The organism is Bombella sp. ESL0380 (assembly GCF_009725805.1).
GTDB lineage: Bacteria > Pseudomonadota > Alphaproteobacteria > Acetobacterales > Acetobacteraceae > Bombella > Bombella apis.
Genome location: NZ_WNIH01000003.1, coordinates 532,192 through 553,650 on the forward strand (window position 1 = coordinate 532,192; position 21,459 = coordinate 553,650).

The window sequence follows — 21,459 nt, forward strand, 5'->3', positions numbered from 1 at the left end:
CTTTGCCGCTAGAAGAGGGCAGGCTGTGATCGGCCTGTGGTTACGGTTCTGGCTGCGGCCATTGAAGGGATATGAGGAAGGTTATGGTCTCTGTTCGTCACAATACGTCTCAGGGTCTGCCATGTGCTCCGTCTGACCTGAGACAGGTGGAAGAGATCGTCAACCGGTCAGGGACGTCGTTTGGACGGGGGATGAAAATCCTGCCTCCCGGGCGGCGGGATGGCATGTTTGCCATCTATGCCTTCTGTCGTGTCGTGGATGACATCGCCGATGGCGACACCCCTCATGATGACCCTGCTTCCGCCCTGGAGAGCTGGAAAGGTCGTATTGCCGCCCTGTATGAGGGGCAGGCCGATACGGCGCTGGAGCGTGTCCTGCTTGAGGCCATCAGGCAGTTCGGGCTCAGGCAGGATGATTTCATCGCCATCATTGATGGGATGCTCATGGATTGTGGTGAACCGGTCGTGGCTCCTGATGAGGCTACGCTGGACCTGTACTGCGACCGGGTGGCGTCTGCTGTGGGCAGGTTGTCCGTGCGCATCTTCGGCACGCCGGAGGAGCAGGGAGACAGGCTTGCCTACCATCTGGGCCGTGCCCTTCAGCTGACGAACATCCTGCGTGACATTGCCGAAGATGCAGCCCGTGGGCGGCTGTACCTGCCAGCCGAACTGCTGCGGCGTTACAGCGTGCCGGCTGATCCCGCCGAGGCTCTCTATGCCGTTGGGCTGGATGGGCTGTGCCGTATCCTCGCAGGACGGGCAAAAGATCATTTCCGCCGGGCTACGGCCCTGATGAAACAGTGCCCGGCAGCCACGGTGCGCCCGGCCCGGATCATGGCGGCCTCCTACCGGGTCACGCTGGCCGCTCTCTGTCGCCGTGGCTGGCGCAACCCGGAGGCCCCCCTGCGGGTTTGTTCCGTCCGCAAGAAGCTGGCCATGCTGCTGGCGGCGGCTGGAGTGTCATTGTGAGCCATGTTCATGTCATTGGTGGAGGACTTGCGGGTCTTTCCGCTGCTGTGGAGCTGGCACCCCAGGCGCAGGTGACCGTCTATGAGGCTGGTCCGGCCTGTGGGGGGCGGGCCCGGTCCTTTCATGACAGGGCGCTGGACACGGTCATCGATAATGGCAATCATCTGCTCCTTTCCGCCAATCCTGCCACGTTCCGCTATCTCGACCGTCTGGGTGCCCGGGATACGTTGCAGGGGCCGGGGGCTCCCGTTTTTCCGTGGCATGATCTGGAGGCGGGCCTTTCCTGGACGTTGCGCCTCTCGCCGGGGCGTCTGCCTTTCTGGCTGCTGCGGCGGGGCAGCCGTGTGCCCGGTATGCGTCTTGGGGAGGTGAGGGCTCTGTTCCGCCTGATGAAGGCTGGTGATCAGGCCAGCGTGGCAGACTGTCTCCTGCCGGGGCAGTTTGCCCGGCGCCTGCTGGAGCCGCTGGCTGTCTCCGGCCTCAATACGGGCATAGACCGGGGAAGTGCCCGTCTGCTGGGTAACATCGTACGGCGGACGCTGGCCAAAGGGGGACAGGCCTGTTGCCCGTGGATGGCCGCCAGAGGGCTTTCGGAAAGTTTTGTGACCCCCGCACTGCATTACTTGGAGCAGTTTCATGCTCAGGTGCTTACGGGTACGCGCGTCTCTGCCCTTGCGTTTGAGGACGGATCAGGGCGTGTGAGTGCGCTGGAGACATCCAGTGGCCCTGTGAGACTGGGGGCAGAAGATGCGGTCATCCTGGCCGTTCCGTCACCGGTGGCGGTCGGGCTGCTGCCGGGGCTGGAAGGGCCGGATGAGTTCGAGAGCATTGCCAATGCCCATTATCGCCTCCAGCAGCCTCTGCGGCCTCGTGGTGCTCTGAAGCAGGCTGGTTTTCTTGGGCTTGTTGGTGGTGTGGCGGAGTGGGTCTTCCTGCATGATGAGGTCCTGTCCGTCACGGTCAGTGCGGCCAACCGCTATGCGGACTGGCGCCAGGACGAGATGCTGGCGCACATATGGGCGGAACTGCATCAGGCCCTGGACCCGCTGGTTGAGACCCCGCTGCCGCAGGACATGCCGGCTGCCCGGTTGATCCGGGAGAAGCGGGCCACCTTTGCAGCCACACCGGAACAGGATAAAAAGCGGCCGGGAGCAAAAACGGCTCATCCCAATCTTGCTCTTGCCGGGGACTGGACGGATACTGGTCTGCCTTCCACGATCGAGGGTGCCATACAGTCCGGGCTGGTGGCGGTGGGAGCGCTTGGTTTTCGCACGGCGTCTGCCGGAGCGGCGTGTACCTGAAGAACTGGTTTATGGTCTCCGCACATGTGGACAGGCACAAGCCCTGCTGTGCGAGGATTTTGGAGGAGAGGTCAGTGAACAAGACGTTGTTCCGTCATAACATGGATGCCACGGTGGTGGAGCAGGCTGTCAGGGCTTCCCATACTGCCTTGGGCAAGCGTCAGAAGAGTGACGGTCATTGGGTCTTTGAACTGGAAGCCGATGCAACCATCCCGTCGGAATATGTTCTGCTGCGCCATTTCCTTGACTGCATTGATGTGGAGCTTGAGCAGAAGATCGGAGTCTATCTGCGACGGACACAGGGTGAGCATGGGGGTTGGCCCCTCTATACGGATGGCCGGTTTGATCTTTCCGCCAGCGTGAAGGCCTATTTCGCCCTGAAGATGATCGGGGATGATCCGGAGGCCCCCCACATGCGCAAGGCCCGTGCGGCCATCCTGCATCATGGCGGGGCAGAGCGGAGCAACGTCTTCACCCGCATCCAGCTGGCCCTGTACGGGGAAGTTCCGTGGGATGCCGTGCCCGTCATGCCAGTGGAGCTCATGCTGCTGCCCCGCAAGGCGTTTTTCTCGGTCTGGAACATGTCCTACTGGTCCAGGGCGGTCATAGCGCCGCTGCTCATTCTGGCAGCTTACAGGCCGCTGGCCCTGAATCCCCGTGGCGTGCGGGTGCAGGAGCTGTTCAGGAGACCGCCAGCCACCATCAGGGACTGGATACGCGGTCCGTACCGGTCGGTCTGGGGGCGGGTATTTACCGGTCTGGACAAGCTCATCCGGCCGCTGGTTCCATTCATTCCCCGTTCCGTTCATGAGAAGGCCATCCGTGTCACGATCGACTTCATCGAGAAGCGGCTGAGTGGCGGTGGACTGGGTGCCATTTATCCTGCCATGGCGAATGTGATCATGATGTACCGGACCCTGGGGGTGCCGGATGATGATCCACGGGTTGTCCAGGCATGGGAGGCGGTACAGGGCCTGCTGGTAGTGAAGGATGATGAGGCCTATTGCCAGCCCTGCGTGTCGCCTGTGTGGGATACGGGGCTTTCCGGTCTTGCCATGCTGGAGGCTTCGACCGGTGCCAGGGGCGTGATGCCGGCCGAGACGGCGACTGCCCTGAAGAAGGCCGCTGCCTGGCTCAGGGAGCGCCAGATTCTGGATGTCAGAGGGGACTGGGCCATCAATGCGCCGACCCTGCGTCCGGGAGGTTGGGCTTTCCAGTACGAGAATGATTATTATCCGGACGTGGATGATACGGCTGTTGTCGGCATGTTGCTGCACAGGATCGACCCTGAAGAGAACCGTACGGCCATCGAGCGTGCCCGGGAATGGATCATTGGCATGCAGAGCAGCAATGGTGGTTGGGGTGCCTTCGACATCGACAACAACATGGAGGTGCTGAACCACATTCCATTCTCCGACCACGGTGCGCTGCTGGACCCACCGACGGTGGATGTCTCCGCACGCTGCATTTCGTTCCTCTCCCAGTTGGGTCATCCGGAAGATCGTGAGGTGATCCGCAAGGGGCTGGATTATATCCGCTCCGAGCAGGAAAAATCCGGCAGCTGGTTCGGCCGCTGGGGGACGAATTACATTTACGGCACGTGGTCCGTTCTCTGTGCCCTGAACATTGCTGGCATCAGTCATGATGACCCGATGGTGCGTCGGGCCGTCGCTTGGCTGGAGAGCGTACAGAATGATGATGGCGGCTGGGGTGAGGACTGCGCCAGCTATGAGGGGGCCCCACAGGGCCTCTACAAGGAGAGCCTGCCGACCCAGACGGCCTGGGCAACGTTGGGGCTGATGGCTGTTGGTCGCCACGATAGTGAGGCTGTCCGCCGTGGCATGGCCTATCTGATGCAGGCGCAGGACGATCAGGGTGAATGGCACGAGGCGCCGTATAATGCCGTTGGTTTCCCCAAGGTTTTTTACCTGCGCTATCATGGCTACAAGCAGTTCTTCCCGCTCATGGCGCTGTCCCGGTACCGCAATCTGGCTGATAGCAATTCCGGGCAGGTGGAGTTCGGTTTCTGATGCTGGGGGTCCTGGCAGGGCTCAGGCAGGAAGCACGGCTGGCCCGCCGTTTTTTCCCCGGGGCGAAGATCGCCCTGAGCCATGCCTGTGAGACCGGGGCACGGCAGGCTCTTCAGGTTCTTCAGGATGAAGGTGTGACGGCATTGCTGTCTTTTGGCTGCTCCGGGGCGCTGGATGCCGTCCTGCCACCGGGGAGTGTGCAGGTGGCTGAATATGTGCAGGCTGATGGTGAGCATTACAGGGCTGATCCCGCCCTGAGTGCCCGTTTCGGTGCGGCCCAGGCGGCTGTCCGGGGTGGCATCCTGCACAGTCCGGTCATGATTGGCACGGCCAGAGAGAAAGCAGACCTTTTTTCCCGGACGGGGTGCCACGCCGTGGATATGGAGAGTGGTCTCGTAGCCCGGTCTGGCCTGCCCTTTGCGGTTCTGCGGGTGATCTGTGACGATGCGGGCAGGGACCTTCCCCCCGCTGCCCGGGAAGGCCTGAAGGACGGGCGGGTCCACGTGCCGGCTTTGCTGGGGTCCATCCTGAGGCATCCCGTGCAGATTGGCGCCTTGATCGGCCTGGGGCGTGATGCTGCCCGTGCCCATCAGGCCATGGCTGATTTTCTGGAAACACTTCCGCTCGCACGGGTCTGAAAGGCGTCGTCGGAGTACTTGCGTTTCCGTCCGGCCTGTTCTAGAGAAGGGCCGTATTTGCCGCTTCCATGTGGGGCGGGAGGTATATTTCGCACGCATGGCCCGGATTGCCTGGTGTCCCTTGCCACCAAGGGGCGTTGCCATGCGGAGGACAAACCAGAGAAAGAAAGTTTCAGACTATGGCAATGCCACAGTTCACGATGCGCCAGCTGCTCGAGGCTGGTGTTCATTTCGGTCATCACACACGTCGCTGGAACCCGGCCATGGCACCGTACCTGTTCGGTGTCCGCAACCAGGTGCACATCATCGACCTTCAGCAGACCGTTCCGCTGCTGGACCGCGCCCTGAAGCAGGTGCGTGACACCGTGGCTTCCGGTGGACGTGTTCTGTTCGTCGGTACGAAGCGCTCCGCTGCCGATCTGGTGGCTGATGCAGCACAGCGTTGCGGCCAGTACTACGTCAATCACCGTTGGCTCGGTGGGATGCTGACGAACTGGAAGACCATCACCGGCTCCATCAAGCGTCTGCGTGGCATTGACGAAATGCTGGCTGGCGACACGACCGGCCTGACCAAGAAGGAAGTCCTCGACATCACCCGTGACCGCGAAAAGCTGGAACGCTCCCTCGGCGGCATCAAGGATATGGGTGGCCTGCCGGACCTGCTGTTCGTGATCGACACGAACAAGGAGAAGCTGGCTGTTGAGGAAGCCAACAAGCTGGGCATCCCCGTGATTGCCGTGCTGGACAGCAACTCCGACCCGAAGGGTGTCACTTTCCCGATCCCGGGCAATGATGATGCCATCCGTGCCATCGCCACATATTGCGACCTGGTCTCCGGTGCCGTGCTGGATGGCATTTCTGCCGAGCTGGCTGCGTCCGGGCAGGACATTGGCGCTTCCGCAGAGCTGCCGGTTGAGGAAACCGTTGTGGCAGAGAAGGCTGAATAAGCCTCTCCGGCTTTTGGCCACAGGGCCATGCGGACAGTCCGGCCCGTCTTTCATGGAGTGGCCGGACAGTGGATATTGTGACATGAACAGCTCATGCAGCCGTGGAGACTTTCCGGCTGCATGGGTGTTTTATCGGGGATGAAGAGATATGGCAGAAGTTACTGCTGCAATGGTGCGTGAGCTGCGCGATACAACAAGCGCAGGCATGATGGACTGTAAAAAGGCCCTGACGGAAGCCAATGGCGACATGCAGGCTGCCATCGACTGGCTGCGCAAGAAGGGTCTGTCCCAGGCTGCCAAGAAGTCTGGCCGCGTTGCGGCTGAAGGTCTGGTGGGTGTGGCCGTTGATGGCAAGAAGGCTGCCATGGTTGAGGTCAATGCCGAGACGGACTTCGTGGCTCGCAATGATGCCTTCCAGCAGGCTGTGGAAGACATCGCCAAGGTGGCTCTGCAGGTTGGTGGTGATCTGGAGGCCGTCAAGGCTGCCAAGATGCCGTCTGGCCGCACCGTTGCTGATGAGCTGACCCATCTGGTCGCCACCATTGGTGAGAACATGAGCCTGCGTCGCGTGGACGTGCTGAGCGTGCCGTCTGGTGTCGTGGCCAGCTACGTTCACGGTGCCCTGCGCCCCGGCGTAGGCCGTATCGGTGTGCTGGCTGCTGTCGAGGCTCCTTCCGAGAGTGAAGCTCTGCTGACACTGGGCCGCCAGATCGGTATGCACGTTGCTGCCACCAGCCCGACGGCCCTGGATGTGGATGGCGTGGACGCTGCGTCCGTTGCTCACGAGCGCAAGGTGCTGGAAGACCAGGCCCGTGCCTCCGGCAAGCCGGAAGCCATCATCGAGAAGATGGTGGAAGGCCGTATCCGCAAGTTCTACGAGGAAGTGGTTCTGCTGGAGCAGGTCTGGGTGCATGACGGTGAGAGCCGCGTGAAGGAAGTCGTCAAGAAGGCTGGTGCCAAGCTGGTTGGTTTTGCCCGCTACAAGCTGGGTGAAGGCATCGAGAAGGCTGAGACGGACTTTGCTGCCGAGGTGGCTGCGGCTTCTGGCCAGAAGAAATAAGCCTTTAACGGTTTCTTGCTAGAAGAAAGGGGCTTCGCCAATATGGCGGGGCCCCTTTTTCTGTCTTGAGGGTAACGGTATGGAGTGGGAAGACCCGGCCATCATCCTGCGGCTTTCTCCTCATGGGGAAAGCAGTCTGCTGGTCCGTGCACTGACCCGGCATCGGGGGGTTTTTCATGCTCTGGTGCGTGGCGGGCAGTCCCGGCGGCAGGCGGCGCTCTGGCAGGAGGGCAGTCTGGTCGTGGCCCGCTGGAAGGCCCGCCTGCCAGAACAGTTGGGTTACATGACAGCGGAGCTTGTGCGGCCCACAGCGTCTTTCCTCCTCGACCATCCTCTATCTCTGTCCCTGCTCGGGAGTGCCTGTGGCCTGTGTAGTGAAGCCCTGCCAGAGAGGGAGCCACATGAGGCGCTGTTTGCGTCTCTGGCCCATTTCATGGGGGTGATGAGCGTGTCCGCCGCCCTGCCACCCGTGGCGCTTTATCTGCGTTGGGAACTGCTTCTTCTGGAGCAGCTGGGGTATGGCCTGACGTTGGACCAATGTGCCGTTACGGGCGTGCGGGAGGGGCTGGCCTATGTGTCTCCCCGCACGGGGCGTGCCGTAAGTGAGGAGGGAGCTGGGGAGTGGAAGGATCGTCTTCTTCCTCTGCCGTCCTGTCTTCTGGATGGTGAAGAGGAAGGAAAGCCGGCAGACTGGCTTGCTGGGGCAAGGCTGAGTGGCCATTTTCTTCAGCGGGCTGTTTTTGCTGCCTGCCATCGTCCTTTGCCCGCTGCACGGGACCGGCTGATGACAGCCCTGTATCGACTGGCTGAGGATGCGGCCTCTGGACAGGAGGAAGAAGAGCGTGTCTAACCTGTCTCCATCAGAGAGGCGAACATGAAGCAGGAGACCTTATGACGGGCGATCTCGCCGGGCATATCGAAGATACACGGCTGGCTGAGGCACTGAGTGAGCGTTATCTGGCCTACGCCATGTCCACCATCACGTCACGCTCTCTGCCGGATGTACGGGATGGGCTCAAACCGGTGCATCGCCGTTTGCTCTATGCCATGCAGCAGCTCAAGCTGGACCCGAGTTCCGGCTTCAAGAAATGTGCCCGTGTGGTGGGTGATGTCATCGGTAAGTTCCATCCCCATGGGGATGCGTCCGTCTATGATGCGCTGGTGCGTCTGGCGCAGGATTTTGCCGTGCGTTATCCGCTGGTGGAAGGACAGGGCAATTTCGGGTCCATTGATGGCGATGGTGCGGCTGCCATGCGGTACACCGAAAGCCGCATGACCGAAACGGCCCGCATCATGCTGGAAGGAATCAGCGATGATGCGGTCGATTTCCGTCCGACCTACGACAATGAGGATCAGGAACCGGTCGTCCTGCCGGGGCTTTTCCCCAATCTTCTGGCCAATGGAGCGGCCGGGATTGCCGTGGGTATGGCCACCAGCATCCCTCCTCATAATGCCGCCGAACTCTATCAGGCGGCCCGGTTGCTGATCGAGAAGCCGGACTGTAGCACGGAGGAGCTGCTGGATGTCGTGCCGGGGCCGGATTTCCCCACTGGTGGCCTGCTGGTTGAGGACCGCCAGACGCTCGTCCAGGCCTATGAGACAGGGCGTGGCAGCTTCCGCATCCGGGCACGCTGGGCGGTCGAGAAGGGCCGTGGTGGCGCATGGACCATCATCGTCTCGGAAATTCCCTATCAGGTGCAGAAGGGTAAACTGATCGAAGATATCGCCAGGAAGATGGAAGAGAAGAAACTTCCTCTCCTGGCTGATGTACGGGATGAAAGCACAACGGATATCCGGTTGGTTCTGGAACCCAGAACCCGCAGTTGCGAGCCTGATGTGCTGATGGAAACGCTCTTCCGGCACACCATGCTGGAAAGCCGCTTCAGCCTGAACATGAACGTTCTCAGCCAGGGGAAAATCCCCGGCGTGCTGTCTCTCAAGGATGTTCTGAAGGCATGGCTGGAGCATGTGCATGATGTACTGGTCCGCCGCACGCAGCACCGTCTGGATGCCGTCCTGAAAAGGCTGGAAATTCTGGATGGTTTCCTGAAGGTCTATCTCAATCTTGATGAGGTCATCCGCATCATCCGGGAAGAGGATGAGCCGAAGCCTGCCCTCATGAAAGCGTTCTCCTTGAGTGAGCTTCAGGCGGATCATGTGCTGAACATGCGTCTGCGGTCCCTTCGACGGCTGGAAGAAATGGAAATCCGCAAGGAATGGGACGGTCTGGGCAAAGAGCAGGCGTCACTGGAGGCTCTGCTAGGGTCTGAAAAGCGGCGCTGGAGCCGGATCGGGAAAGATCTCCAGAAGATGCAGGCCCTGTTTGAAGGTGGACCCTATGGCCAGCGTCGCACGGTCATGGGTGAGGCCCCGGTCAGCATTGATACCTCTGCCGCTCTGGCGGTGGAACGGGAACCTGTCACGGTGCTTCTTTCACAGGAGGGCTGGGTTCGTGCCGTCAAGGGGCATGGGCATGATGTGGAGAACCATCGCTTCAAGGAAGGGGACGGACTGGCCTGGCATGTCGAGTGTCAGAGTACGGACCGTCTCTGTCTGATGGCAGCCGGGGGGCGAGCTTTCACGCTGAAGGTGGCGGACCTGCCCCGGGGGCGTGGCTTTGGTCAGCCGGTGCGGACACTGGCTGATCTGGCGCAGGATGATCAGGCTGTGGCCCTGTTTGTTCTTGGTGAGGATGATGCTCGGTATTTTCTGGCCAGTACCGATGGCCGGGGGATGCAGGTGGCCGCCAGCAATCTTGCAGCGGAGAAGAGAACAGGGCGGCAGGTGTTCAACGTGCGGGATGGAGCGCAGGTATGGCTTGCCCTGCCCGCTGAGGGGACGCATGTTCTCTGCCTGACAACAGCCAGACGTGCGCTCATCTTCCCGCTGGAGCAGGTGGCCGAAGTGGCGAAGGGAGGGGGTGTCAGCCTCCAGAAACTGGCTGATGGCGTGGCGATCAGCCATATCCGTCTCTTCTCTCTGGAAGAGGGCCTCGTCTGGCAGGAGGGGCAGAAGGTCCGGTCCCCGGCTGATCTGGCCCCGCTGGTTGGCCGCCGGGGCGCTGTCGGGCGGGCAGCACCACAATGGATGCTGCGCCGATAGGCGGGACAAGCCTGAAACAGCCTGCCGCCCGTCTCCGCCTACAGGTGGGGGCGGGCTGATTATGGGACCATGCTGAGGAGAGGACATGGCAGCGCTTTTTTCATACACCTTCCTGCTGGGGCTGCTGCATGTCAGTCTTTCCCTTCTGGTAACAGGCCATATCCTGCTCACCAAACGGGATACGGCTGCTGCCGCTGGCTGGATAGGTTTCTGCTGGGTCATGCCCTATCTGGGGTCGCTGCTTTATCTCTGCCTGGGGATCAATCGTGTCCATCGCCGGGCGCAGAAGCTGCGGGAAGATGTCAGCCCGGAGGAGACGGCCTTTCTGGCGACATGGACCCATGATGCTGCCGACAGTTTCATGGCACCTCTGGTAAAGATGCTGGATGGACTGACTGGCCTGCCCCTGCTCAAGGGGAACAGCGTGACCTGCCTGCATGATGGCGACCATGCGTATCCGAGGATGCTGGAAAGCATTGCCCGGGCAAAGCACTCCATTCTGCTCTGTTCCTACATTTTTCGGGATGATGGAATCGGCAGGAAATTCGTGGCAGCTCTGGCGGAGGCCCGGCAGCGTGGGGTCGAGGTCCGTGTACTGGTGGATGGCATCGGCAGTGGCTATCTCTACAGCCCGATCATCCAGAGGTTGAGGCGGGAGAACATACCCTGTGCCCGGTTCATGCATTCTCTCTGGCCGTGGCGGATGCCGTTCATCAATCTGCGGGACCATCGCAAGATATTGGTGGTGGATGGCCGGACAGGCTTCATGGGTGGGTTGAATATTGGAGCGGAAAATCTGCTCAACCAGCCCAGAGGGCGGCGCATCCCGGTGGCGGATACGCATTTCCAGCTGGAAGGCCCCGTGGTCCAGCAGCTTTCCGAGGTCTTTGTGAGGGACTGGGCCTTCACGACTGGGGAAACCCTGGAAGGGGAGCGTTATTTTCCGGTGCCCGTGGCGGGTGGCAGCATTCCGGCCCGTGTCGTGACGTCAGGGCCGGACATGGATGTTGAGAAGATTGAATATACCATTCTTCAGGCTGTCATTCTGGCCCGCAGCCATGTCTGCTTCATGACCCCTTATTTCATCCCGGATAACCGGTTTGCCACAGAGCTTGGGCTGGCTGCCCTGCGTGGGGTGCGGGTGGATATTGTTGTTCCCCGTCACAGCAACCATCCGGTGACGGATTATGCCCGCAATGCCCGCCTCAGGAACCTGGTGCTGGCGGGTTGCCGGGTCTGGCTGGGGGATCCGCCTTTCAACCACTCCAAGCTCATGACAGTGGACCGGGCCTGGAGCCTTGTTGGCAGTGCCAATCTGGACCGACGTTCCCTGCGTCTCAATTTCGAATGCAATCTGACCCTGCATGGTGCGGAGACGGCAGGTCATCTGGAAGAGTTCATCCTTGGCCATTGCAGCCATCAGCTGACGCTTGCTGAAATTGATTCATGGTCCCTGCCGGTCCGCCTGCGGAATGCGGCCTGCTGTCTCTTCCTGCCTTATCTCTGATCAGGAAGGGTGAGGCTGCTGCTTACGGCCTCTGGTTGCAGGGTGACGGCAATGGGGCGATGGTCTGATCCGAAACGGGGATAGACCCGCCGTTCCATCAGGGAGAAACCGCGGACAAGGCAGCGGTCCAGCCGCAGGGGCACCCTGTCGAGCATCCGGTGGGTCTGCTCCCGTGGTCCCACATCCCTGAAACCCCGCAGCATGGCGGGGCCTACCTGATTGAAGTCTCCGATGATGATGGCCCGTTCCGGCAGTTCCTCCCGGATGAGCCGCAGCTGACGCCGGTTGAGGATGGGACCGTGGGAGAGATGGACATTGGCGAGGCCGAACGGCCCAAACCCTGTATCAAATTCCAGCAGCTGGGCAGAACGGTGGGCAGCCAGACCGGGCGGCAGCATGTGCAGCCGTGGGGAGGAGAGAAAGGGATGGCGGCTCCAGCAGGCGGTGCCATGGACCCGTCCCTCTGAAGCCAGACGGCTGAAATGCCCCCCTATGAGGTCGGGCAGACGGTTGATGAAGGGGCGGCATTCCTGCATGAGCAGTATGTCGGGCTTCGTAACCCGCAGCAGGAGGCGGATATCCTCCAGCGTGGCACCATCCTCATGAAAAAGGTTCCAGCTCACCAGCCGGAGGGCATGGGGGACTGCAAACGGCAATGTCGGGTCCTGCATTGTTGTAATGACCTGATAATCAACAGAAACAAGACCCATCTGCACAGGCCTGAAAGGGAGAAGGCAGTCTATACCGTTTTGGCGGTAAAGAACATCATGGAACCTTCATGCCAGATACCGGCCTTCTCTACAGGAGAAAGCTGTACGGCAGGGGGCTTCATGAAGGGGGGTTGCGTCTCTTCGTGAAGAAGGGAAAATGTCTGTCCGACCCGCATGGATAGCAGGAGTGACAGGTATGAAGAGCAGGAGCATAGGGGCAGGGTCTGTCATTGGTGAGGGCTGGCAGAAATTTGCGACGTTTCTGACCCACGCCGGGCGTCAGCAGCCGGGTCGGGAAGGCGGATTTGTCAACATGCCGGTTGAGCGTGGTTCAACGGTCGTGTTCCCGACCGTTGAGGACATGGAGGCCCAGGGCGTTCATGCCTACGATCACAGGCTTGTTTATGGCGCCATGGGCAACCCCGCCCAGCACAGGCTGGAACAGGTGATTGCAGCCCTGGAAGGCGGAAGCCATACGCAGGTTGTCAATTCCGGTCTGGCAGCCTGTAGCGTGGCTCTGCTGGCGTTCCTGAAGAGCGGGGACCATCTGCTTCTGCCAGATTCCGTCTATGGTCCGACACGGCGTTTTGCGTTGGGAATGTTGGCCCGTTTTGGGGTTGAGACCGGCTTTTATCCGCCCCGTGCGGATGAAGCCACCCTGCGGGCGCATCTCCGGCCCAACACGGCCGTGGTTTTTGCCGAAAGCCCGGGCAGTCATACGTTCGAGGTGCAGGACGTTCCCCGGATCGCCCGTCTGGCACACGGAGCCGGGGCACGGCTGCTGCTGGACAATACATGGGGGATCGGGGCGTTCCAGCCCTTCACGCATGGGGTGGATGTGTCCATTCAGGCCCTGACGAAATATCCCAGCGGCCATGCGGATGTGATTCTCGGGTCCATCACGGTCCAGCGGCAGGAACACTGGCAGGCCCTGCGCCGTGCCGCCATCGAGCTGGGAGCCTGCGGTGCCCCGGATGACTGCTGGCTGACCCTGCGGGGCCTGAAGACCATGGCTGTCCGTCTGGCCCAGCAGGCCCGCTCCGCTTATGAGCTGGCCCTCTGGCTGGAGAGTCGCCCGGAGGTCGCCCATGTGCGGCATCCAGCCCTGCCGGGCTGTCCGGGGCATGAGATATGGAAGCGTGATTTCACGGATGCCAGTGGTCTGTTCGGTGTGGAGCTGGTTGAAGGGATCACGCAGGAAGCCATGGTCGCCATGCTGAACGGACTGAACCTCTTCAGCATTGGAGCCAGTTGGGGGGGGTATGAAAGTCTTGTCCTGCCGACATCCGGGGGACTGACACGACATCATGAAGAGGGTTTGCCGAAGGGCGCAGCCTTCCGTATTCAGGTCGGGCTGGAGGACGTGGCGGATTTGAAGGCTGATCTGGCCCGTGGGCTGGATGGACTGTCTTCCTGATCTTCAGAGCGGGGTGCGGTAGGAGAGAGCTTCTGCCGCATGGTGTTTCTGCACGGTTTCCGTGCCGTCCAGATCGGCAATCGTGCGGGCGACACGGAACATGCGTGTGATGCCACGGTGTGAAAGTTTCATCCGCAGGGCTGCCTGTTCTGCAAGAGCCAGGGCGTCCGCTTCGAAGAGGAACCCATCGGGGGGCATGGTGCTGTTGCAGGTTCCCTGTCGTTCCATCTGCCGATCATAGGCCTTTTGCACTCTGGCCCGTACCTCTGCGCTGCTTTCCCCTGTGGGGGCACGGCTGATGGCCAGAGGTGAAAGGGAGTGGATATGAACGCACAGATCCATGCGGTCCAGCATCGGGCCGGAGATGCGGGCCGTATAATCCTGTGCGCAGCGTGGTGCCCGGTTGCAGGAACGCTCGGCATCATGGACATACCCGCAGCGGCAGGGGTTCATGGCGGCAACAAGCTGGAAACGGGCCGGATAGTGTGTATGCCGTGCGGCACGGGAGATGGTGACCTCACCTGATTCGACAGGCTGGCGCAGTCCTTCAAGACAGTTGCGGGGAAATTCAGGGAGTTCATCCAGAAACAGGACGCCATTATGGGCGAGGCTGACCTCGCCGGGCATGGCTTTTGGACCGCCACCGACCAGAGCAGGCAGTGTCGTATTGTGGTGTGGCGCCCGATAGGGGGGACGGTTGACAAGCTGCCCGGCAGGCAACAGGCCACCAATGCTGTGGATGCGGCTGGTCTCCAGGATTTCCGTCGCAGAGAGATCAGGCAGGATACCGGGCAGACGGCTGGCCAGCATGGATTTTCCAGACCCGGGCGGGCCAGACATGAGCAGGGAGTGACGACCTGCGGCGGCAATTTCCAGCACACGACGGGCCTGCATCATGCCCTTCACATCCCGGAGGTCGAGGCCATAATCGGGAGGCTGGGGGGTAGGAGGGGGTTCATCCGGCAGGGGCTGTTCTTTGCGGAGATGGCCGATCAATGCCGTGAGGGATGGCGTGGCGATGATCTCAAGGGCCGGATGGCCCCAGCGTGCCTCTGCCCCCTGCGATGCTGGGCAGATCAGCCCCTGGCCCTGGGTCGATGCTGTCAGGGCGGCGCAGAGGATGCCGTTTACAGGGGTGACCGTTCCATCAAGGGCGATTTCACCCAAAGCGGTCAGGGCCGTGATGGAGTCGGCCGGGATGACACCCATGGCGGCAAGCAGGCCCAGAGCGATGGGGAGGTCGAAATGGGCTCCTTCCTTGGGGAGGTCGGCCGGGGTGAGATTGACGAGGATCCGTTTCGGAGGGAGGGCCAGCCCCATGGCGGAGAGTGCCGCACGGACACGCTCCCGGGATTCGGCAATGGCCCGGGCGGGCATCCCGACAATGATGAAGGATGGCAGCCCGCTGGAAATCTGAACTTCCACCATGACAGGCAAGGCATCGATTCCAGAGAAGGTGACGCTCTGGATGCGGGCAAGAGCGGGCGGGGTGGTGGCCATGATCAGAAGTCCTTGTGGGTCGGATATGAAACCGCCCGACAGTGGACCTGCCGGGCGATTGTCAGAAGCAGACCGGACAGGGCAGCAGGACGGCTCAGTCTTCAGCCGGGACCGGACGGATGGAGCGGGCCCGCAGGGTTCCTTTCAGGCTACGGAGCTGCTCCAGAAGCTCTTTTTCCAGTTCGGCGACATTCTGGCCTTCCTGTGCTTCGGCTTCGGTCACGACGTAGCCAAGCTCACCATCTGTCTGGAGGAACTGGGCCGTCAGGTTGCAGGCGGCTTTGGCAAAAATGTCGTTGATCTGCCCAAGGATGCCCGGCTGGTTGGAGTGGACATGCATGAAGCGCATCCCGCCGGGGCGCTCACCCAGCTGAACCTGTGGGAAGTTGACAGCCCCGATGGTGGAGCCGACATCAGAATAATCCACCAGCTTCTGGGCGACTTCGACACCGATGCGCTCCTGTGCTTCCATGGTGGAGCCACCGATGTGTGGGGTCAGCAGTACGTTTTCCAGCCCCTGGAGCGGAGAGGTGAAGCATTCCTGACTGCTCTTCGGTTCCACGGGGAAGACGTCGATGGCCGCACCCATCAGGTGGCCGTCCTTCAGGGCACGGGCCAGGGCTTCAATATCCACCACCGTGCCACGGGCGTTGTTGAGCAGAATGGAGTTCGGCTTCATGGCCCGGATTTCAGCCTCGCCGATCATGTTCTGCGTTTCCGGTGTCTCAGGAACATGCAGCGTCACGATGTCGGACTGGCCCAGCAGCTCTTCCAGAGAGCTGACGGCAATGGCGTTGCCGTGTGGCAGGCGGGGGGCGATGTCGTAAAAGAGCACCCGCAGGCCGAAGGATTCGGCCAGAACGGACAGCTGGGACCCGATGGAGCCGTAACCCACGATGCCGACCGTCTTGCCGCGGACTTCCCACGCATTGTTGGCGGACTTTTCCCAGCCCCCCTTGTGGCAGGCCTCCGAGCGGGACGGAATGCGGCGCAGCAGCATCACGATCTCGCCCATGACCAGCTCGGCCACGGAACGGGTGTTGCTGAAAGGCGCATTGAAGACGGGAATCCCGGCCATCCGGGCAGCCTTGAGGTCCACCTGGTTGGTGCCGATGCAGAAGCACCCAATGGCCATGAGGCGGTTGGCAGAGTTGATGATATCGGCTGTCAGCTGCGTCCGGCTGCGAATGCCGACCATATGGACACCCTGAAGGGCTTCCTTGAGGGCATCGCCTTCCAGGGCGCCTTTCAGCCGGGTGACAGAGGCGTAGCCCTGCTGTTCCAGATAGTTGACGGCACTGTCATGGATGCCTTCCAGCAGAAGAATGTTGATTCTGTCTTTGGCGAGGGAGAGGGGCATGGCGGGTAACCTTCATCGTGGGAACCGGGTCAGCAGGCGTGACCTCGTGAAGAATCGTTATCTATGTGTAATGGACAGATCGTCAGGTGGAAAGGGCTTCCATGGCCTCATCACGCAGGGGTGTGCTGGCACAGGCCAGTACGGTGCCGTCACTTTCCAGTGTCAGCGGGGCGCCGGACCAGTCCGTCAGGCTGCCACCGGCCCCCCTGATGATGGGGGCCAGTGGTCCCCAGTCCCATGGTTTGAGCGTATCTTCCGCAATGAGGTCGATCTGTCCCAGAGCCAACAGTCCGTAAGCGTAGGCATCTCCTCCCCATGAGGTCCGGCGGACTTTTTGCTGAAGTGCCTGAAACTGCCGGAACTGGGCAGGACGGAAGATTTCCGGTGCCGTGCAGGAAAGCTCAGCCTCTTTGAGGCGGACAGTCTGCCGGGTGCCGATGGTGCCGGGCATGTGCGGGGCGACATAGCGGCTGGATTCACCATCCAGCCCGAGCCAGCGTTCATTGGTGACGGGCTGGTCGATCAGGCCCAGTACGGGACGGCCTTCATGAAACAGTGAGATCAGTGTCGTGAAGCTTGGTCGGCCCGTTACGAAGGAGCGTGTGCCGTCAATGGGGTCCAGCACCCAGAGCCAGTCTTTCCCCGGAGTGCCAGAGGCACCGGCCTCTTCGCCCAGGATGGCATGATGGGGAACATGCTTTTCCAGAATGGCCCTCATGGCAGATTCGGCTTCCCGGTCGGCCAGGGTGACGGGGCTGTCATCGGCCTTGGAGATGATGGTGAGGGACTGGCGGAAATACGGCAGGATGACCTGTCGGGCAGCATCGGCGCAGCGCTGGGCAAGGGCCAGATGGGAGGAAAGATCAGACTGACGCATGAGGATTGTGCCTTTTTCCTGCTGGGTTGATTGACGTGGACAGGACCGCACGGCAATCAGGGATCATGCAACCGATTATTGTCATTCCCTCCAGAATTGCCTCCACAAGGCTTCCACGCAAGGCTCTGGCCGAGATTGATGGCGAGGCCATGATCGTTCATGTCGCCCGCCGGGCTGTGGCGGCCGGGTTGGGGCCTGTCCTCGTGGCGGCCGGAGATGAGGAAATCCGGGACGCTGTGGCAGGCATGGCGGGGGTGAAGGCCATTCTGACAGACCCGGCCCTGCCAAGCGGATCGGACAGGGTGCAGGCGGCGATTGAAGCTCACGACCCGCAGAGGCGGCATGACTGCGTGATCAATCTTCAGGGTGACCTCCCTCTTGTGGAACCGGAGACCCTCCAGCAGGCCTTGCGCCCACTGGCAGAAGGGCGGTTCGACATCGGGACACTGGTTGCCCCGGTGCAGGGGCCCGAGGAGCGTGACGCCGAGTCGGTCGTGAAGGTGGCCTGTAGTTTCCAGAGTGACGATGACGTGGCCCGGGCACTCTATTTTTCCCGGTCCGTGATTCCGTGGGGTGAGGGCGTGTACTGGCATCATGTGGGTGTCTATGCGTGGCGTCGTGAGGCCTTGGCCCGGTTCGTTACCCTGCCGCCCTCCGGGCTGGAAGAGCGGGAAAAGCTGGAGCAGCTCCGTGCGCTGGAGGCGGGCATGACGATTGGCTGTGCCCGGATTGCCACGGCTCCCTTGGGGGTGGATACGCCGGAAGACCTTGCGAGAGTCCGGGCCAGAGTGGGGGAGCAGCCATCATGCCGGTAATTGCGTTTCAGGGGCGGCCGGGAGCTTATTCCGATCTGGCCTGCCGGGCCACACGTCCGGGCTGGGCCACGCTGCCCTGTCGCAGCTTTGCCGAGACGATCGAGGCCGTGCGGGATGGTCTGGCGGATGAGGCCCTTCTGCCATGCGAGAATTCCCTTGCCGGTCGTGTGGCAGAGATCCATGCGCTGCTGCCGGAAGCGGGATTGAAGATCGTGGGGGAGCATTTCCAGCGGGTGGAACACTGTCTGTTGGGTGTGAAGGGGGCACGGCTTGAAGATGTGAAGCGTGTCCATACGCACCCTGTGGCGATGGCGCAGGTCCGGGGTCTTCTGGCACGGTATGATCTGGAGCCGGTAACGGAGTTTGACACGGCGGGAGCCGCCGAGCTTGTGGCAGGCTGGGGGCGCAGGGAAGAGGCGGCGGTGGCGTCCTCCCTTGCTGGAGAGCTGAACGGGCTCGAAGTTCTTCTGCGCAATGTGGAAGATGCCGCCCACAATACCACCCGTTTCTACCGTGTGGCCCCTCCGGACGCTGTGGTGGAATCCGTGGCAGGCCAGCCGATGATGACGACGCTGATCGTTCATGTCCGGCATGTGCCGGGGGCATTGTGTGATGTTCTGGCCTGTTTTGCACGGCATGGGGTCAACATGACACGGATTGAAAGCTACATGCTGGGAGGCTCTTTTGAGGCATCCCGTTTTCTGATGGACATTGAGGGGGCGCCGGATGACAGGGGAGTTCGGGAGGCTCTTCTGGAGCTGGCAGGGGTGAGCCAGGATCATCACGTGCTGGGCACCTACCGGCGGAGTTCGTTTCGGGATGAGATGTGACCTTTCTCCAGCGGAGAGGTCTCACTATAATGGCAGCAGAATGTCGGCTGGCGAGGTCAGCCCACGGATTTTTATGAGCAGGGACAAGGGTGGAGAGTAAAGAGATGGCACAGAATATCAATGAACGGTACCACAGCTCGCTGACCGCCCTGATCACCCCCATGAAGAAGGACGGCACGCTGGACGAGCAGGCCGCTACCAGGCTGATCGAGCGTCAGATCCAGGGCGGGACGACAGGCCTCATTCCGTCCGGGACAACGGGGGAAAGCCCGACGCTCTCCCATGCGGAACATGGCCGTGTCGTGGAGCATTGTGTGGAGGTGGCTGCTGGCCGTGCGCTCGTGATGGCCGGAGCAGGCTCCAACAGCACACATGAGGCTGTGGGTATGGCTCGTCATGCTCACAAGGTGGGGGCCGATGCCCTGCTGGTGGTCGTTCCCTATTACAACAAGCCGACGCAGGAAGGGCTGTACCGCCACTTCATGACGGTGGCTGACGCCACGCCGCTGCCGCTCTGGCTGTACTGCATCCCGGGCCGTTCCGTTGTGGACCTGACGCCGGAGACCCTGGGGCGTCTGGCCAAGCATCCGAATATTGTCGGTACGAAGGATGCTACGGCCAATCTTTCCCGTCCGCTGGCCGTGCGGCGGGAGGCTGGGGCGGACTTCAACCAGCTTTCTGGTGAGGATGGGACCATCCTGTCCTTTCTGGCCGCCGGAGGGCACGGCTGCATCAGTGTGACGTCCAACGTGGTACCGGATCTCTGCTCCCAGCTCCATCGTCTCTGGCGGGAAGGGAAGGTGCAGGAGGCCATTGCTCTTCAGGACAGGCTGCTGCCGCTGCATGATGCCCTGTTTGCCGAGACCAGCCCAGCCCCGGCAAAGTACGCCATGTCCCGTCTCGGGTTGTGCGAATCCACGCTGCGCCTGCCAATGGTGGAGCCGACGGAAGGAACGAAGAAGCGTGTGGACGAGGCTCTGCGTTTGCTTGGCCTTCTGGATTAAGACGGACCATGGCAGCCAGCAAGAAAAAAACAAAAGGTGGGCTCATTTCCCATGGCATCGCTGCGCAGAACAGGAAGGGCCGTTTCAACTATACCATTCTGGAAACGGTTGAAGCGGGTCTTGTTCTCAAGGGGCCGGAGGTCAAGAGCCTTCGCATGGGCCGAGCAACACTGACCGAGGCCTACGCCGTAGAACGGAATGGTGAGCTGTGGCTCATCAATTCCTATATTCCGGAATATCAGGGAGGGGTGCTGTCCCGGTTTGATACACGGGCTCCTCGCAAGCTGCTGCTGCACCGCAAACAGCTGGCCAAATATATTGGAGAGGTCACCAGAGCCGGGGCTTCACTGGTCCCGCTGGACATTCACTTCAATGCCCGTGGTGTAGCCAAAGTGACACTTGGTCTTGGTAAGGGGCGCAAGAAGGAAGACAAACGCCACGCCATTGCAGACCGTGACTGGCAGCGAGACAAGGCCCGTCTGCTCCGTAACAAAGGGCGTGGAGATTATTGAGGGGAATTCCCCGTTAAAGCTGCCCCGGGCCAGTAGTAGCAGGATGGGATGCCCGTTTCTGCTGGTTGTGGGCAGAGGATACAGAAAACCCCACGTTCCTTGAGGGCCGTGGGGTTTTTCTTCAGCGGATGCGGAAGACTGTCTTATTCGGCTGTAATCTCTACAGCCTCAGGGCCTTTGTGTCCCTGAACAACCTTCATGCCGATCTGCTGGCCATCAGCCAGACCATGCAGGCCAGAGCGCTCCAGAGCAGAGGCGTGGACGAACACATCCTTGCCACCTGTCTCAGGCGTAATGAAACCGAAGCCCTTCGTGGTGTTGTACCACTTGACGATTCCACGCATTTCCTCGGCCTGGGACAGGTCCGGAGCAGGATGGAAACGTTCCTGGCGCATGGGGGCAGGGCGACGGGGGGCTTCTGCTGTGGCCGTGCTGGCATCGACAGAAATCACCTCAGCCACCTGGCGGCCTTTCGGCCCCTGGCCGACACGGATAACAACGGTCGTTCCCGGTGCAGGCTCAGCATGGCCGAGGGCGCTGATCGTGTTGGCATGGAGGAAAACATCGCCACTGCCATCGCTCAGGCCAACGAAGCCAAAGCCACGCTCGGTGTTGAACCATTTGACGGTACCGGTGATCTCCGGACCTGTCGGGGTGATCTGCGGGCCACCACGGCCACCGCCACGGCGGGCGCCACCGCCAAAACCACCGCCACGCGGGGCATCGTAACTGCCGCGATCATCAAAATAGGAAGGCTGGGTCATGAAATCGCGGTCAAAACCGCCGCGGCGAGAGGAAAAGGAGCTGCGGTCGGATCTATTATTTCTCAAGGGTCTCGTCCCGTACTGGGGTCATCAGGGAGGAAGCGGTCGATCCGCTCC

General features: G+C 61.3%; 19 protein-coding genes. 14 read left to right on the plus strand and 5 right to left on the minus strand.

Translation table 11 applies throughout. From position 1 onward, the window contains the following. Positions 1-83: 83 nt before the first annotated feature. The 9 genes from hpnD to GM608_RS03525 all read left to right on the plus strand — a co-directional run bounded on the left by hpnD (position 84) and on the right by GM608_RS03525 (position 11,553). The gene (gene hpnD / locus GM608_RS03485; RefSeq protein ID WP_081563073.1) at positions 84-968 is read left to right on the plus strand and encodes a presqualene diphosphate synthase HpnD; all 885 of its coding nucleotides are present in this window, start codon (positions 84-86) and stop codon (positions 966-968) included. Beyond that, positions 965-2,269, plus strand: a complete 1,305-nt coding sequence (hpnE, locus tag GM608_RS03490) for a hydroxysqualene dehydroxylase HpnE (RefSeq protein ID WP_043560457.1) — start codon at positions 965-967, stop codon at positions 2,267-2,269. Before hpnD ends, hpnE begins: the two co-directional genes overlap by 4 nt. Before the next feature lie 101 nt (positions 2,270-2,370). Further along, positions 2,371-4,299, plus strand: coding sequence for a squalene--hopene cyclase (shc, locus tag GM608_RS03495; protein WP_248630572.1), 1,929 nt, complete (start codon positions 2,371-2,373; stop codon positions 4,297-4,299). Beyond that, positions 4,299-4,937, plus strand: coding sequence for a hypothetical protein (locus GM608_RS03500; RefSeq protein ID WP_043560452.1), 639 nt, complete (start codon positions 4,299-4,301; stop codon positions 4,935-4,937). Before shc ends, GM608_RS03500 begins: the two co-directional genes overlap by 1 nt. Positions 4,938-5,116: 179 nt before the next feature. Beyond that, positions 5,117-5,884, plus strand: coding sequence for a 30S ribosomal protein S2 (gene rpsB, locus GM608_RS03505; RefSeq protein WP_043560449.1), 768 nt, complete (start codon positions 5,117-5,119; stop codon positions 5,882-5,884). Between the two features lie 148 nt (positions 5,885-6,032). Continuing rightward, positions 6,033-6,944, plus strand: a complete 912-nt coding sequence (tsf, locus tag GM608_RS03510; protein WP_043560447.1) for a translation elongation factor Ts — start codon at positions 6,033-6,035, stop codon at positions 6,942-6,944. Between the two features lie 79 nt (positions 6,945-7,023). Next, positions 7,024-7,794 (plus strand): DNA repair protein RecO, encoded by a 771-nt coding sequence (gene recO / locus GM608_RS03515; RefSeq protein WP_333645011.1) that lies wholly within the window; start codon positions 7,024-7,026, stop codon positions 7,792-7,794. A gap of 41 nt (positions 7,795-7,835) precedes the next feature. Continuing rightward, a complete protein-coding gene (parC, locus tag GM608_RS03520; protein WP_103765464.1) occupies positions 7,836-10,046 on the plus strand; it encodes a DNA topoisomerase IV subunit A in 2,211 nt (736 codons plus the stop codon). A gap of 85 nt (positions 10,047-10,131) precedes the next feature. Continuing rightward, entirely contained in the window at positions 10,132-11,553 is a 1,422-nt protein-coding gene (locus tag GM608_RS03525; protein ID WP_333645012.1) for a phospholipase D-like domain-containing protein, read from the plus strand. On the opposite strand, the gene GM608_RS03530 is transcribed toward GM608_RS03525, so the two are convergent. Then, positions 11,544-12,263 (minus strand): endonuclease/exonuclease/phosphatase family protein, encoded by a 720-nt coding sequence (locus GM608_RS03530; RefSeq protein WP_227431353.1) that lies wholly within the window; start codon positions 12,261-12,263, stop codon positions 11,544-11,546. The two genes, GM608_RS03525 and GM608_RS03530, sit on opposite strands and share 10 nt — an antisense overlap. 196 nt (positions 12,264-12,459) lie before the next feature. Here GM608_RS03530 and metC point away from each other — a divergent pair, with 196 nt between their 5' ends. Beyond that, on the plus strand, positions 12,460-13,680 hold the full coding sequence (gene metC / locus GM608_RS03535) for a cystathionine beta-lyase (protein ID WP_333645014.1): 1,221 nt from the start codon (positions 12,460-12,462) through the stop codon (positions 13,678-13,680). A gap of 3 nt (positions 13,681-13,683) precedes the next feature. Here metC and GM608_RS03540 read toward each other — a convergent pair whose 3' ends face one another. From GM608_RS03540 to GM608_RS03550, 3 genes are all read right to left on the minus strand, one after another. Then, positions 13,684-15,180, minus strand: coding sequence for a YifB family Mg chelatase-like AAA ATPase (locus tag GM608_RS03540; RefSeq protein WP_043560437.1), 1,497 nt, complete (start codon positions 15,178-15,180; stop codon positions 13,684-13,686). Between the two features lie 94 nt (positions 15,181-15,274). Further along, a complete protein-coding gene (serA, locus tag GM608_RS03545) occupies positions 15,275-16,540 on the minus strand; it encodes a phosphoglycerate dehydrogenase (protein ID WP_333645016.1) in 1,266 nt (421 codons plus the stop codon). An 82-nt stretch (positions 16,541-16,622) separates the two neighbouring features. Then, positions 16,623-17,417, minus strand: a complete 795-nt coding sequence (locus GM608_RS03550; RefSeq protein ID WP_086431044.1) for an inositol monophosphatase family protein — start codon at positions 17,415-17,417, stop codon at positions 16,623-16,625. Positions 17,418-17,482: 65 nt separating this feature from the next. Here GM608_RS03550 and GM608_RS03555 point away from each other — a divergent pair, with 65 nt between their 5' ends. The 4 genes from GM608_RS03555 to smpB all read left to right on the plus strand — a co-directional run bounded on the left by GM608_RS03555 (position 17,483) and on the right by smpB (position 20,578). Further along, positions 17,483-18,232, plus strand: coding sequence for a 3-deoxy-manno-octulosonate cytidylyltransferase (locus GM608_RS03555; protein WP_086431043.1), 750 nt, complete (start codon positions 17,483-17,485; stop codon positions 18,230-18,232). After that, positions 18,223-19,062: a prephenate dehydratase gene (locus tag GM608_RS03560; RefSeq protein WP_043560427.1), complete on the plus strand. Its 840-nt coding sequence runs from the start codon at positions 18,223-18,225 to the stop codon at positions 19,060-19,062. The genes GM608_RS03555 and GM608_RS03560 overlap by 10 nt, the downstream gene beginning before the upstream one ends. Positions 19,063-19,166: 104 nt before the next feature. After that, positions 19,167-20,066, plus strand: coding sequence for a 4-hydroxy-tetrahydrodipicolinate synthase (dapA, locus tag GM608_RS03565; RefSeq protein ID WP_043560424.1), 900 nt, complete (start codon positions 19,167-19,169; stop codon positions 20,064-20,066). Positions 20,067-20,074: 8 nt separating this feature from the next. Then, a complete protein-coding gene (smpB, locus tag GM608_RS03570) occupies positions 20,075-20,578 on the plus strand; it encodes an SsrA-binding protein SmpB (protein ID WP_081563081.1) in 504 nt (167 codons plus the stop codon). Positions 20,579-20,721: 143 nt separating this feature from the next. Here smpB and GM608_RS03575 read toward each other — a convergent pair whose 3' ends face one another. Further along, complete coding sequence (locus GM608_RS03575) at positions 20,722-21,408, minus strand: cold-shock protein (protein ID WP_333645017.1); 687 nt, start codon at positions 21,406-21,408, stop codon at positions 20,722-20,724. Positions 21,409-21,459: the final 51 nt, after the last annotated feature.